The organism is Antarctobacter heliothermus (assembly GCF_900188425.1).
GTDB lineage: Bacteria > Pseudomonadota > Alphaproteobacteria > Rhodobacterales > Rhodobacteraceae > Antarctobacter > Antarctobacter heliothermus.
Map to the genome: position 1 here is coordinate 36090 of NZ_FZON01000007.1, position 13008 is coordinate 49097.

The 13008-nt window shown below is 64.7% G+C and carries 19 protein-coding genes and 1 tRNA gene; 12 read left to right on the forward strand and 8 right to left on the reverse strand.

The features are described 5' to 3' along the window. The first annotated feature begins 13 nt into the window (after nt 1–13). From CHB90_RS05535 to CHB90_RS05545, 3 genes are read left to right on the forward strand one after another with little or no spacing between them, the layout of a single operon-like run. Nucleotides 14–493 (forward strand): transcriptional repressor, encoded by a 480-nt coding sequence (locus CHB90_RS05535; RefSeq protein WP_089276864.1) that lies wholly within the window; start codon nt 14–16, stop codon nt 491–493. After that, a complete protein-coding gene (locus CHB90_RS05540) occupies nt 490–1263 on the forward strand; it encodes a metal ABC transporter ATP-binding protein (protein ID WP_089276865.1) in 774 nt (257 codons plus the stop codon). Before CHB90_RS05535 ends, CHB90_RS05540 begins: the two co-directional genes overlap by 4 nt. Next, nucleotides 1253–2041, forward strand: coding sequence for a metal ABC transporter permease (locus CHB90_RS05545; RefSeq protein WP_089276866.1), 789 nt, complete (start codon nt 1253–1255; stop codon nt 2039–2041). Before CHB90_RS05540 ends, CHB90_RS05545 begins: the two co-directional genes overlap by 11 nt. Before the next feature lie 116 nt (nt 2042–2157). Here the strand turns inward: CHB90_RS05545 and CHB90_RS26485 are convergent. Continuing rightward, nucleotides 2158–2241 (reverse strand) — tRNA-Tyr (locus CHB90_RS26485). Nucleotides 2242–2373: 132 nt separating this feature from the next. Between CHB90_RS26485 and rlmB the strand changes: the two genes are divergently transcribed. The 6 genes from rlmB to CHB90_RS05575 all read left to right on the forward strand — a co-directional run bounded on the left by rlmB (nt 2374) and on the right by CHB90_RS05575 (nt 6264). Next, nucleotides 2374–3150 (forward strand): 23S rRNA (guanosine(2251)-2'-O)-methyltransferase RlmB, encoded by a 777-nt coding sequence (gene rlmB / locus CHB90_RS05550; protein WP_089276867.1) that lies wholly within the window; start codon nt 2374–2376, stop codon nt 3148–3150. Between the two features lie 9 nt (nt 3151–3159). Beyond that, a complete protein-coding gene (locus CHB90_RS05555; RefSeq protein ID WP_089276868.1) occupies nt 3160–3465 on the forward strand; it encodes a hypothetical protein in 306 nt (101 codons plus the stop codon). Between the two features lie 167 nt (nt 3466–3632). Further along, entirely contained in the window at nt 3633–4760 is a 1128-nt protein-coding gene (gene ribB / locus CHB90_RS05560; protein ID WP_089276869.1) for a 3,4-dihydroxy-2-butanone-4-phosphate synthase, read from the forward strand. Further along, nucleotides 4760–5311, forward strand: coding sequence for a 6,7-dimethyl-8-ribityllumazine synthase (locus CHB90_RS05565; RefSeq protein WP_089276870.1), 552 nt, complete (start codon nt 4760–4762; stop codon nt 5309–5311). The genes ribB and CHB90_RS05565 overlap by 1 nt, the downstream gene beginning before the upstream one ends. Then, complete coding sequence (gene nusB, locus CHB90_RS05570) at nt 5308–5781, forward strand: transcription antitermination factor NusB (RefSeq protein WP_089276871.1); 474 nt, start codon at nt 5308–5310, stop codon at nt 5779–5781. Before CHB90_RS05565 ends, nusB begins: the two co-directional genes overlap by 4 nt. Nucleotides 5782–5928: 147 nt before the next feature. Then, nucleotides 5929–6264: a hypothetical protein gene (locus tag CHB90_RS05575; protein ID WP_089276872.1), complete on the forward strand. Its 336-nt coding sequence runs from the start codon at nt 5929–5931 to the stop codon at nt 6262–6264. Nucleotides 6265–6553: 289 nt separating this feature from the next. Here CHB90_RS05575 and CHB90_RS05580 read toward each other — a convergent pair whose 3' ends face one another. From CHB90_RS05580 to CHB90_RS05595, 4 genes are all read right to left on the reverse strand, one after another. Beyond that, nucleotides 6554–6973, reverse strand: coding sequence for an SRPBCC family protein (locus CHB90_RS05580; RefSeq protein ID WP_089276873.1), 420 nt, complete (start codon nt 6971–6973; stop codon nt 6554–6556). Next, nucleotides 6970–7296, reverse strand: coding sequence for an ArsR/SmtB family transcription factor (locus CHB90_RS05585; RefSeq protein WP_089276947.1), 327 nt, complete (start codon nt 7294–7296; stop codon nt 6970–6972). The genes CHB90_RS05580 and CHB90_RS05585 overlap by 4 nt, the downstream gene beginning before the upstream one ends. Nucleotides 7297–7427: 131 nt before the next feature. Beyond that, a complete protein-coding gene (locus CHB90_RS05590) occupies nt 7428–8165 on the reverse strand; it encodes a COG3904 family protein (protein WP_089276874.1) in 738 nt (245 codons plus the stop codon). Between the two features lie 97 nt (nt 8166–8262). Beyond that, on the reverse strand, nt 8263–9570 hold the full coding sequence (locus CHB90_RS05595) for a coiled-coil domain-containing protein (protein ID WP_089276875.1): 1308 nt from the start codon (nt 9568–9570) through the stop codon (nt 8263–8265). Between the two features lie 117 nt (nt 9571–9687). Here CHB90_RS05595 and CHB90_RS05600 point away from each other — a divergent pair, with 117 nt between their 5' ends. Both CHB90_RS05600 and CHB90_RS05605 read left to right on the forward strand, forming a co-directional pair. Next, nucleotides 9688–10173 (forward strand): MmcB family DNA repair protein, encoded by a 486-nt coding sequence (locus tag CHB90_RS05600; RefSeq protein ID WP_245823173.1) that lies wholly within the window; start codon nt 9688–9690, stop codon nt 10171–10173. 87 nt (nt 10174–10260) lie between these two features. Next, nucleotides 10261–10650, forward strand: coding sequence for a VOC family protein (locus CHB90_RS05605; RefSeq protein WP_089276876.1), 390 nt, complete (start codon nt 10261–10263; stop codon nt 10648–10650). On the opposite strand, the gene CHB90_RS05610 is transcribed toward CHB90_RS05605, so the two are convergent. Continuing rightward, on the reverse strand, nt 10647–10841 hold the full coding sequence (locus tag CHB90_RS05610) for a DUF6324 family protein (RefSeq protein WP_089276877.1): 195 nt from the start codon (nt 10839–10841) through the stop codon (nt 10647–10649). The genes CHB90_RS05605 and CHB90_RS05610 overlap by 4 nt on opposite strands. Nucleotides 10842–10934: 93 nt before the next feature. Here CHB90_RS05610 and CHB90_RS05615 point away from each other — a divergent pair, with 93 nt between their 5' ends. Next, on the forward strand, nt 10935–11414 hold the full coding sequence (locus CHB90_RS05615; RefSeq protein ID WP_089276878.1) for a GNAT family N-acetyltransferase: 480 nt from the start codon (nt 10935–10937) through the stop codon (nt 11412–11414). A gap of 9 nt (nt 11415–11423) precedes the next feature. On the opposite strand, the gene paaG is transcribed toward CHB90_RS05615, so the two are convergent. Next, complete coding sequence (paaG, locus tag CHB90_RS05620; RefSeq protein ID WP_089276879.1) at nt 11424–12212, reverse strand: 2-(1,2-epoxy-1,2-dihydrophenyl)acetyl-CoA isomerase PaaG; 789 nt, start codon at nt 12210–12212, stop codon at nt 11424–11426. 81 nt (nt 12213–12293) lie between these two features. Then, on the reverse strand, nt 12294–12809 hold the full coding sequence (locus CHB90_RS05625; RefSeq protein ID WP_245823174.1) for a MarR family winged helix-turn-helix transcriptional regulator: 516 nt from the start codon (nt 12807–12809) through the stop codon (nt 12294–12296). Between the last annotated feature and the right edge of the window lie 199 nt (nt 12810–13008).

Here is a 13008-nt window from a genome sequence, read left to right on the forward strand (position 1 = left end):
GGAGAGACGCACCATGGACGCCAAAGGGTTCGAACATCACGACCACCGTCACTGTATCGCCACCGCGCTGCAAACGGTTGAGGAAACCTGTGATGTGCAGGGGTTACAACTGACGCCAGTGCGACGGCGGGTGCTGGAGATCCTGCTGGCGCGGCACCGGGCGATGGGGGCCTACGACGTGTTGGACGTGCTGCGCGAAGAGGGACGCGGATCACAGCCTCCCGTGGCCTACCGGGCGCTGGATTTCCTTGTGGCGAACGGATTCGCCCATCGGATCGAACGGCTGAACGCCTTTGTGGCCTGCGCCGCCCCCGGAGTGCGCCACGCGCCCTGTTTCCTGATCTGCCGGAACTGCTCGGCAGTGGCGGAAACGCCGGGGCGACGGGCGTCCGAGGCGCTGCGCTCCGCGGCCGGGGAGCTGGGTTTTCAGGTTGAACGGGTGGCGATTGAGGCCGAGGGCTTGTGTCCGTCCTGCGTGGACACCGCACAATGAGCGCGCTGATCGAGGCGCGGGGGCTGGCGGTGCGGCAAGGCCCGCGTGAGGTGTTGCGCGATGTGGATTTCACCATCGCCCCCGGAGAGATCGTGACCGTGGTCGGCCCCAACGGATCGGGAAAATCGACCCTGCTGCGCGCGCTTGTCGGGGCCTTGAGGCCGGCGCGGGGCAAGGTGACCCGGCAGCGCGGTTTGCGCCTGGGCTATGTGCCGCAGGGGTTGCGGATGGATGAAACCCTGCCGATGACCGTCAGCCGCTTTCTGAACCTGCCGCGCCGGAGCAGCGCCGAGGCGCGCGCCAAAGCCTTGGACGAGGCGGGGGCCGGTGATCTGGCAGACCGGCAGATGTCGGCGCTGTCAGGCGGTCAGTTTCAACGGGTCTTGCTGGCGCGGGCCTTGTTGAACGACCCGCAGATCCTGATTCTGGATGAGCCGACCACCGGGCTGGACCAACCGGCGCAGGCGCGGTTTTACCTGAGGATCGAGGATCTGCGTGACCGGCTGGGCTGTGCGGTGCTGATGGTCAGCCATGAGCTGCATGTGGTCATGAGCGCGTCCGACCGGGTGATCTGTCTGAACGGGCATGTCTGCTGCGAGGGCCACCCCGAAGTGGTGGCGCAGGCCGAGGAATACCGCGCGCTGTTCGGCTCTGGCACCAAGGGCGCGCTGGCGCTGTACCGACACGAACACAGTCACCACCACGACCATGAACATACGCATGATCACGCCCATGACCACGGCCCGGGGGAGAGCTGCGATGCTGGATGATTTCCTTGTGCGCGCTGCACTGGCGGCGGTCGGTGTGGCGCTGGCGGCGGCGCCTTTGGGCGTTTTCGTGGTCTGGCGGCGGATGGCCTATTTCGGCGATGCCACCTCACACGCGGCGATCCTTGGGGTTGCCTTGGCTCTGGCGTTCTCGGTGCCGGTCTTTGCTGGCACGCTGGTCGTGGCTCTGGTCGTGGCCTTTGGTGTCGCGCAACTGTCGGGGCGGGGCTATGGCGCGGACATGGTGCTGGGGGTTGCGGCCCATGCGGCGCTGGCGCTGGGTCTTGTTGCCGCCAGCCTGCTGCCCGGACCGCGCCTGAACCTGGAGGCCTATCTGTTTGGCGACATTCTGGCGGTCAGCCGCAGTGATCTGGCGGTGATCTGGGGCGGCGGCGCGCTGGTCGCGGCGTTGATCGGCTGGCGCTGGCAGGCGCTGTTGACCGCGACCGTGTCGCCCGACCTGGCGGCGGCCTCCGGCCTGAACCCTGAACGCGAGCGTGTGGTGCTGATGCTGGCGCTGGCGCTGGTGGTGGCCGTGGCGCTGAAGGTGGTCGGCGCGCTGTTGATCGGCGCGCTGCTGATCATCCCGGCGGCGGCGGCGCGGCCCCTGTCGACAACGCCAGAAGGCATGCTGGCGGGCACGGCGGCGGTGGGCGTTGTGTCGGCGCTGGGCGGGCTTTGGGCGGCCTGGACATTCGACACTCCAGCGGGGCCAAGTGTCGTCTGCGCGGCGGCAGTGCTGTTTGCACTGGCCGCGCTGGTGCAATCGGTCCGGGGGTAATCGTGCGAGACATCGCAAGTGATTCTGAATGGATGGCCAGTCAAGCGGCCTGACCTGCATAGGCGGATCGGGCCAAAGCCTGATCCCCATAGACGCGCAACGTCAAAGAGATGAAATGGTGGGCGACCCTGGAATCGAACCAGGCGTGAGTCGCCTCGAGGGAGTTACAGTCCCCTGCCACACCTTGCGGCCTGTCGCCCACCGGACACCGGGCATGCCCGGTGTGAGGGGCTGACTACATCCGCCCAAAAACCGCGTCAACAGGAAATTCCCTTGGCAAAGCACGGCGCAGGGTGCAAACCCTGTGTCCTCAGAAAGCAGGGGCATCGGCGATGGCGAAGAAACCGAAATGGGTGGTCGAAAAGGAACAGGCGCGCAAGGCCTCGGCCAATGAGACCGTCTGGCTGTTCGGGCTGCACGCGGTGCGCGACGCGCTGATGAATCCCCGCCGCGACAGGCTGCGGCTGATCCTGACGCCCAATGCGGCGGAAAAGCTGACAGAGGCGGTTGCGGTTTCGGGCATGACGCCCGAAATTCAGGACCCGCGCCGGTTTGATGCGCCGCTGGACCCCAATTCGGTGCATCAGGGCGCCGCGCTGGAGGTCAAGCCGCTGGACTGGGGGCGGCTGGAGGATGTGGCCTTTGCCGGGCAGGGGGCCTTGCGGCTGGTGCTGCTGGACCGGGTGACGGACCCGCACAACGTGGGCGCGATCCTGCGCTCTGCCGAGGTGTTCGGCGCGCAGGCGGTGATTGGCACGCGTCACCACGCGGCCCCGGAAACCGGCGCGCTGGCCAAAACGGCGAGCGGTGCGCTGGAACGCCAGCCCTACCTGCGCGAACGAAATCTGGCCGAAACGATCCAGACCCTGCGCGACATGGGATACCTTGTTCTGGGGCTTGACGGCGAGGCGGAACAGACCATCGAGGCGGCGCTGGAGGGGCGGCGCGAGACGCCGGTGGCGCTGGTTTTCGGGGCCGAGGGGCCGGGACTGCGGCCCAAGACCAAGGAAACCGTCGATGCGCTGGTCAGGATCGATTTTGCCGGTGCGTTCGGGTCGCTGAATGTGTCGAACGCGGCGGCGGTTGCGCTTTATGCGGCGCGTGCCTAGATCGGCGCAATGGGTACGACGAAGATTGCGACTTGTTGTTATTGCGGCACCCGTGCCGCGCTGGTCCTGCGCGGGGAGGTCCGGCACGAACTGTCTTGCGCGTCCTGTGGTGCGCCGTTGCACAACATGAAACACCTAAAGGCCGCAGCGACCAGCCCCGGACGCAAGGACACCAAGGGTCCGCGCAAGACGGCCAGACCGGCCTCGCCTGCCGAGCGCAAGGTCCGGCAGAAGCCTCGCAAGAAGAAGAGCAAAGGTCTGGCGCACCGCTTTTTCGACGAGGCCTTCGACCTGCTGGACGACATCTTTGACTGACATCCGCCCAGGTCTGTGTTGCGGGGCGTCGTGGACGGCGGGCGGCACAGTACGGACGTGACGTGCTGCGTATGCGCACGATTGCGGTGCGGCCCTGACAACGCTTGCCTCTGGTCTTTGGCGATACGCTCAAGTATCCCGCATCTGACTGACAAAAGAGAGGCCCCATGCCCGATTTCAAAACTCCGGGACCGGTTGAACAGGTCTGGTCCGATGCGATTTCCTCTGTCGAGGACATCATCGAGGATGCCCGCAACGGGCGTATGTTCATCCTGGTTGATCACGAGGACCGTGAGAACGAAGGCGATCTGGTGATCCCCGCGCAATGGGCGACACCGGATGCGGTCAACTTCATGGCGCTGTACGGGCGCGGGTTGATCTGCCTGGCGATGACCTCGGACCGGATCGAGGAGCTGGGTCTGCCCTTGATGTCGACCAACAACTCGTCGCGGCACGAAACGGCCTTTACCACGTCGATCGAGGCGCGTGAGGGGGTGACGACCGGGATTTCCGCCGCTGACCGGGCGCGGACCATCGCGGTGGCGATCGACGCCTCCAAGGGGGCTGCGGACATCGCGACACCCGGCCATGTGTTCCCGCTGCGCGCCCGCAAGGGCGGCGTGCTGGTGCGCGCCGGACATACAGAGGCCGCGGTCGACGTGTCGCGGCTGGCGGGGCTGAATCCGGCGGGCGTGATCTGTGAGATCATGAACGAGGACGGCACCATGGCGCGGCTGCCGGAAATGGTGGCTTTTGCTCAGCGCCATGGGCTGAAGATCGGGACAATCTCGGACCTGATTTCGTACCGTCGGCGTCACGACAATCTGGTCAAGGTCCGCACCGAAGAGACCATCACCTCTGAGTTCGGTGGTGAGTGGAACATGCGTATCTACACCGACGAAACCCACGGCGACGAACATATCGTCCTGACCAAGGGCGACATCGGCACGTCCGATCCGGTGCTGGTGCGGATGCACGCCATGGACCCGATGCTGGACATCATCGGCACCGGGCCAAAGGGGCGCGGGCATGAGTTCCAGCACGCCATGCAGGCGGTTGCGGACGAGGGGCGCGGCGTGGTCGTGCTGTTGCGTGACACCTCGATGAAGCTGGACGTCACCGAAGGCGTCTCGCCCAAGACCTTGCGGCAATACGGTCTGGGGGCGCAGATCCTGTCCTCGCTGGGATTGTCCAAGCTGGTGCTGCTGACCAATTCACCCACCCCAAAGGTTGTGGGGCTTGACGCCTACGGTCTTGAAATCGTCGGAACGCGCAAGATCTCGGAGCTGGGTTGATGGCATCGAATGAAACGCACCATGTGCTGGAGCGCGCGGAATTCGACAAGCCGGTCAAGGTGTTGATCGTGGTGGCGCCCTACTACAAGGACATCGCCGACCAGTTGGTGGCCGGTGCCGCGGCTGAGATCGAGGCCTGCGGCGGCTGGCATGAAACCGTCGAGGTGCCCGGTGCGCTGGAGCTGCCCACCGCCATCGGCATCGCGGAACGGATGTCGAATTTCGACGCCTATGTGGCGCTGGGCTGCGTGATCCGGGGTGAGACGACGCATTACGACACGGTCTGTAACGACAGCTCACGCGCGCTGACGCTTCTGGGTCTTCAGGGACTGTGCATCGGCAACGGGATCCTGACGGTCGAGACCTTTGAGCAGGCCCGCGTGCGGGCCGAGGCGACCGGGCAGAACAAGGGCGGCGGCGCGGCGGCGGCGGCCTTGCATCTGCTGGCGCTGACCCGTAAGTGGGGCGGCTCGCGCAAGGGTGTTGGATTCGTCCCCGCCCGCGAAGAGATCCAGATCGCAGGCAGCAGCAAGGGCCCCGACATCGCATGACCCAGCTATCGGGCAACCAGAAACGCAAGATGAAGAGCGCCTCGCGGTTTTATGCCGTGCAGGCGCTGTTCCAGATGGAACAATCCGACGCGGGCCTCGACAAGGTCCGGCACGAGTTTCTGGAGTTCCGCTTCGGGGCTGAGATCGAGGACGGTACAGAGATGATCGACGGGGACGTCGATTTCTTTGCCAAGCTGCTGGAGCAGGCGGTGAACTGGCAGGTCAAGATCGACCAGATGACCGACCGGGCGCTGGTGGCCAAGTGGCCCATCGCGCGGATCGACCCGACCCTGCGCGCGCTGTTTCGTGTGGCCGGGGCAGAGATGCTGGCCTTTGACACACCGCCCAAGGTGGTCATCGTCGAATATCTGGACGTGGCCTCGGCCTTTTTCCCGGATGGCAAGGAAGCACGTTTTGTGAACGCGGTTCTGGATCACATGGCGCGAGAGGCCAAACCCGAGGCGTTTTGACCCGCTGTTGGCGTGGCCTGGTTTGCACCAGACCGCGCCTGCGTCGAAACGCGCGGCGCATAGAGGCGGCAATCTGCCTGTGACCTCTTGCGGGATTGCCATTGTGCCCCAATTGTATTCTGATCATGGAATGCGAAGGAGTAGCCCATGCCCAAGCTCATCCGTCTTTACATCATCCAGGTCCTGACTGGCTTTGGCCTTTCGGCGCTCTTTGTCGGCGCGCTGTTGTGGCTCAACGTGGCGAATCTGTGGACCCTGATTTCCGGCAGCGATGTCGCGGTTGTGGCCGTGATCATGCTGGTGTTCTTTAACGGTGTGGTGTTTGCCGGCGTACAATTCGCCATCTCGATCATGCGCATGGCAGAGGACGACGACACCTCGGGTGGCAAGCGTGAGCGCATCCGCCCACAAGTGCCTGCACGGGTGCGTGTTGCGGCAGAGGCGCCGAAAGCGCGGTCGCTGCGGATTCTGAACCGCCGCTGAACACTCCAAGCAGGCCTCCGGACGCCCCGACTGAGCCTGCGGCTCAGCGGCCCGCCCTCCAGCCCGCTTCCGGTCTTGTTATCATGTGGAGTGTGGGGTGTGCGGCGGGAACCGCGCCAACCGTGTGGGTAGTGCATTCCCGAGGACCTGTATGTACAGGTGGGCGCCAGGTAACGAGACCACGATCCCGCCAGAGCCAGCTCCCTCGGATTTGCTTAAGGCCACCGGAATGTACCCGTATACGAGAAGGGCAGAACCCGCCATCGCGTGATCTATGCCTGTGCCCGGCTCATGACAAGGCCATCGTTTCGATTTCGTGCAGATTGCCGATAAAGCCATGCCAGCCCTTGTCGAGCGCAAGCACCAGTCCATAACCATCGGCGTCATCGGGCAGGCCGGAATGCTCTAGCGTCAACTGTGTGCCGCCGGGGGCCGGGGTCAGGCGCCAGTCGACGGTGGTCATCTTGCCGTTCAGCGGGCCGACGGTAAACGACCAGCGCATGTGATCCTTTGGCGAGAGTTTTTCCACCGTGCCCCAGCACATGCGGTCGCCGTCTTTTTGTGACAGCAGGGTATAGGCCTCGCCCTCGACCAGATCAGAGGTGGCGGGGTGAAACCATTTGCCCAGCAGATCGGCGCGCGTCAGGTGATCCCAGACAGTGGCCTGATCGGCGGGCAGGAAGACGGATTTGCGGATGGTGAGGGTCATGTGTTGTCCTTTTCGTCTTGGAGAGCGGTTGTCAGGGCCGTGAGCTTGTCCTGCCAGAAAGCGTCGAAATAGCTGAGCCAGTCGGTGACGGGTTTCAGCGCGGCGGCGTTGAGGGTGGAGATCGTTTCCCGACCCTGCCGCCGCATCTGGATCAGGTTGCCCTCTTCGAGCACGACAAGGTGCTTTTTGACCGCCGCGCGGGTCATGTCGCAGTGTCGTGTCACTTCGGCGAGGGTCATTTCGCGGGCTGAGAGGCGGCGCAGGATGTCGCGCCGGGTCGGATCCGCGAGGGCGCGGAAGGCGGGTTGCAGGTCTGGTGGCATGGCGGCTCCGGTGTGAGACAGCTTTGTGATACCATTTGGCATCCTTTTATGGGATGCCAAATGGTATCCTGTCAAGCAGGAAGACCTGTGTCGGGTTTTTTCCTGGATCGTCCGCCGTTCGCGGGTCGCCGTCAGGAGTCGTCGGTGACGAACCCGTAGCGGGTCAATTCCTCGGGCAGCAGGATGTAGATTTCGTCCGGTGGCGTAACAAGCGCGTGCCGCATCACCAGCGGGTCAACCCCCATGTCGTCGAGAAAGCCCATGACCTCGGCCTGACCGCGCTGGATATCCTCGACCGCAACAAAGGCGGGCAGCAGGGTGCTTTCGCCGAAATAGTGCTGGTGGACCCCGATAGAGGCAGCGGCGGCGGCGGTGCGGGTTTTTCCGCCGGCAAAGAGGTAAGGGCAGGCGGAGTAGCAGAATTCGCCCGACAGGACCTCTGTTGCGATGCCAGAGGCGCGCAGGTGACGGCCAAGGTCAAGGGTGTCGCGGACAGACCCGCCAGAGGATTGCAGCACCAGCGTGGCGATGGGCGGATCGGCACGGTCGATCTGCGGGATCAGGCGTTCGGCGTCACCCTCGGCAATCGCCCCCTCCATCCGCCAGAGACCGTTATTCAACGTCAGGGTCAAACGCTCGGGCAGCTCGCCGGGATCGCGTTCGGGGGCAACGGCGGGGCGGTCACGGCCCGGTTTGAAGATGCGGCGCTGATCGCCGGGGCGGACAGGTTCGGACAGGCGGGGTGCATCGGGTTTGAAGGTCGGCAGCGACAGGGTGCCCTGGCGCATGTCACCGAGGACCAGCAGGACGCCAATGCCGACCTGAAAGATCAGCACAGCCGACAGGGTGCGGGCAACGCTGCGGTTCATGGCTGGACTCGCGGTGCGGTCAGGCCGACGCCCGTCCCCACATCGCGCCGGGGCCTCTGAACGCCGTTTGGGCGCGGTATTGGGTGCGCAGCCGCCGTCATGCGGATTTACCCTTGAGCGGTGTGACATCCTCACGCGGCGCTGCCGGCGGTTCGGCGCGTGCGGGCGGCGGGCCTGCAACGGCCTCGACCTCGCGCAGGGCGGTGACGGCGGCGCGCAGTTCGGCCAGTGTCAGCGTGTCCTCAACGCCCGCGCCCTCGCGGCCCTCTCGAATCGCGCCGTGGGTGATGGCAAGGATAAAGACCAGCACCATGGGCAGCAGGTCGATGGCGATGGCGCCGGCCCAGGAGGGGATGAAATTTCCGGCATACAGGATGACCGCATCGGCGGCGGACAGCGGCGCATAGGTCACGTCCGTGGGGGCCTGCAACGATTGCACGGCCTGTGCGGCTCTTTCCAGCGTGGCGGCGCGCTGCGCCAGCACCTCCAGCACAGAGGTGATGGTGGCGGACTGGTCGGCGCGGCCCTGCGCCGTGGCACTGTCGAGTTCCGGCAGCACCACAGAAGCGGCCAGATCTTGCGCGGCGCGTTCGACCAGCGGGGCCACCGAAAGTTGCCGCAACTGGGTGATCAGCCCTTGCAGACGCACGGCGGCCTCTGAAAACTCGACCGACCGCGCCTCGACGTTGCCGGGTTCCACGGTCAGCGCACGCATCCGCGACAGGATGGTGTTGCCCTCGGTAAAGGCGGTGTCGACCAGAGGCGTCTGGGCTGCGATCTGGCCCTCCAGTGCGGTCAGTTCCGCCGATTTCTGACGCAACACCCGAAAGACAGCGCCGCGCCCGGCCAGACCGGACAGCGCGCCTTGCGCCTCCAACTCTGACAAATCTTCAAAGCTCTGGCGGGTGCGCGCGACATCGCGTTCCAGCGCCTGCCCGGTCAGGGCGATCTCATGCGCGCGTTCAAGCGCCGCCTGATAATCCTGCACCGTTTCGGCCAGGTGCTGTTCCACGGCTGCCGACCCGGCAAGGGCGGCGGCGTTCAGCCAGGATGACATGGCGACGATGGCCAGACTGCCCAGACCCATGGTGGCCAGCAGGCCAGCGCGGGCGCGCGCGGTGCGGACGGCGGGAAACAGCCGCAGCATGTAGGACCAGAACACAAAGATCCCGACAGAGACGGCGGTGGAATAGGCGATGGCGGCAAAGATCGACATGGCGCCGTTTTCATCCAGCAACGAGGACACGCCAAGGTAGGTGTAGATGCCCGACGCCACGGACAATACGCCAAGCGCCGTGCCGGAAAACGTGTCGAGCCATGTCAGGTGCCCTTCCAGTTCGCGCGCGGCACGCACCCCGCGGGCCTCTTCGCGGGTCAGTCGGGTCTGGGGGGCGTCTTGGGACATGCGGAACCTTGAGAGTCATGAAAAGGGTGCTTTGGCGACAGTAGGCAAATCGCCACCAGAGGAAAGGCAGCGCGCGGCGGGGTTGCATTTGTTCACGGAATGTTCAAGAATTTGAGCATGGAATTGCCTGTCGCGCCCAACCTGATGCCCGATGTGATGTCTGACTTGATGCCCGGCCAGTTGCTGGCGCGCGGCGTGTCCCGCCACCTGGCAGGGCATGGCTTTGCCGTGGTGGAAGAGTTTGTGCCCGACCGGGGGTTGCGCGTCGATGTCATGGCGCTGGGCCCAAAGGGAGAGCTGTGGGTGGTGGAGTGTAAATCCTCACGCGCGGATTTCATGAGCGACGGCAAATGGCAGGGCTATCTGCCGTGGTGTGATCGCTATTTCTGGGCGGTGGATCAGACGTTTCCGACCGATCTGTTGCCAGAGGGGACAGGGTTGATCATTGCCGATGGTTATGACGCGGAGATCCTGCGCATGGCGCCAGAGGATAAGCTGGCAGCCGCGCGGCGGACCAAGCTGACGCGCAAGTTTGCCGTTCATGCGGCGCGGCGGTTGCAGGGGTTGCGGGATCCCGGCGCAGGGCTGGACCGCTGGGGATAGTCGGGCTGCTGTCTGGTGGGGCTTGCCTGAACGGGTTGATCCGGACGACGATGGAACCGTCGCGGCACATCACAGAAAGGATCCGTCATGGAACTCGGGGCATTTTCGGTCAGTCTGTCGGTCAAGGATCTGACCGCCTCGCGGCGCTTTTACGAGGCACTGGGATTTCAGCAAGTCGCCGGGGTCGCCGAAGAGGGCTGGTTGATCCTGCGCAACGGTGACAGCGTGATCGGCCTGTTTCAGGGCATGTTCACAGGCAATATGCTGACCTTCAACCCCGGCTGGAGCGGCGGCGGTGAGCCGCTGGACGACTTCACCGATATCCGCGCGATGCAGGCGCGGCTGCGCGCCAACGGCATTGAACCGGAATCAGGTGTAGAGGGTGACAGCACGGGGCCAGCCTGCATGACGCTGGTCGACCCGGACGGGAACAGGGTCTTTGTCGATCAGCACGTTCCCGCGCCGTCGCAGGATTAGCGGCTGGGCTTGGTCCGGCGCGCGGTTGCGGCCGCGGCACGCAGTTCTTCGGCGATTTCCTCGGCCTCTTCGGGTTCGAAATCCATCGGGATTTCCATCCCGTCGGCAAAGATGAACAGGCGGACCATCCCCTTTTCGGTGGGGCCGATCTGAAGGTTGGCTTCGATGTCGCGTTCGTCGTGGATGCTCATGTTACCAGTGCCTTGTCCGATAGGTTTGAGGATCGACGTCACCTAGCCCTGTAGGGGTTGATTTGCAAGACGCGCAGGGGTTTGTATCGGCGGATGGAGATAGACCTGAAACCTCTTGGCCCCGGCGACATCGACTGGCTGGTGGCGCAGCACCGTCGCCTCTATGCGCGCGACGAAGGTTTTGATGAGACGTTCCCGGCGCTGGTGCGGCAGATCCTGGAGGATTTTGACGCAGGTCATGACCCGGCGGGCGAACGCGGCTTTGTCGCGTGGCAGGGGGCGCAGCGATTGGGCAGCATCTTTTGTGTGCGCGAGGATGCGGAAACGGCCAAGTTGCGGCTGTTTTTTCTGATGCCAGAGTCGCGCGGCAAGGGGCTGGGCAAACGCCTGCTGGCCGAATGCATGGGGTTTGCGCGGGACCGTGGCTATCGTCGCATGGTGCTGTGGACCCACGAAAGCCACCGCGCCGCCTGCGCCCTGTACCAGAAAACCGGCTGGCGGCTGGTGCGGACCACGCCAAAGGTCAGCTTTGGCGTGGACGTGGTGGAGCAGGGCTGGGAAATTGACCTGTGAAGGAGCGGTTTACCGCTCTCCGGTGAACTTCGGCGCGCGTTTGTCCAGAAAGGCGGCGACGCCTTCGGCATAGTCGGGGTGTTCGCCACAGGCCTTCATCAACTCGGCCTCCAGATCCAGATGGGCGTCCAGCGTGTTGGTCGCCGCCGCATCAATCGCCTGCTTGGTGCTGGCAAAGCCAAAGGTCGGGCCATCGGCGAACTGGGCGGCCAGCTTGCGCGCCTCGTCCATCAATGTCTCATCCGGCAGCGCCTTCCAGATCAGGCCCCAATCTTCGGCCTGTTGGGCGGGCAAGGGCTGGGCTGTCAGGGCAAGGCCCATGGCGCGGGCGCGCCCCAGCAGCTGGGTCAGGTGCCAGCTGCCGCCGGTGTCGGGGATCAGCCCGACCTTGGCAAAGGACTGGATGAACTTGGCGCTGTGGGCGGCCAGCACCATGTCGCAGGCCAGCGCCACGCTGGACCCGGCCCCGGCGGCCACACCGTTGACGGCGCAGATCACCGGCATTTGCAGGGCGCGGATCTGGCGCACCAGCGGCGCCCAGTAGCTGCGCACCGTCTCACCCAGATCGGGCGGGCCGTCCATCTTGCGCGGATCGCGGTCGCCCAGATCCTGCCCGGCGCAAAAGCCGCGTCCCGCGCCGGTCAGCAGCAGCGCGCGCTTGTCATCCGCTGCCGCGCGGGTCAGGGCGGCACGCAGGGCCAGATGCATGTCGGGGGTAAAGCTGTTCAGCCGGTCGGGCCGGTTCAACGTGACCTCGGCCCATGTGCCGTGATCGGTGACAAGAATGGTGTCCGACATGTGATCCCCTCCTCAACGCGGTTGCGGCAAGGGATGGCATGTCGCGCGGCGATGATCAACGCGGTCCGGTCAACGTGGAGGTCAGTCGGCCTTGTCCTTGGGCATCCGCAAGGGCGCGCGCGTCCGGTCATTGCCAGCGGCGGCGACCTTGGCGGCCAGCCGGATGAACTCTGCCTTTTCGGCCTCGTCCAGCCCAACCAGCAGGTTCTTTTGCATGGTCTCGACGATGGGGCGGATATGGGCGATGCGCCTTTCGCCTTCCGGCGTCAGGGCCAGCACCTTTGCCCGGCGGTCAGAAGGGTTGGTGCGCCGTTCGATCAGCCCCTTGGCACACAGCCGTTCGATCACCCCGCCGATGGTGGCGCGATCATGTGCGATCAGCCCGGCCAATGTTGCCTGATCAATGCCGGGATGTTCCTGCAACATCGCCAGGGCCGCGAATTGCGGCGAAGTCAGGTCAGATCCGGTCGCCCTCATCTGTTCGGCGAAGATCGACGAGGACAGTTGTTGCAGACGGCGGATCAGGTGTCCGGGCATGTTATAGATCGCGTGCATGTCCGCAGGGTAGGCCAGCCGGTGAAAGTCGCAAGTACGCATATTGTCATCGTGCTGCGCTTTTGCCTAGGGCGGGGTGGATGTGAGTTGTGCAGTATAGTGCATTTTTGTGAACGGCTCGGCAATTGGAGTGCATGAAATTGCATCTTTGAAAAATAAGGTGTACGCTTACCAAAGATTTGATTCCGCAGGAGGCGACGCGCCGAAACCGGGGGAGGCGGCGAGGAGGTCGACCGGGCCA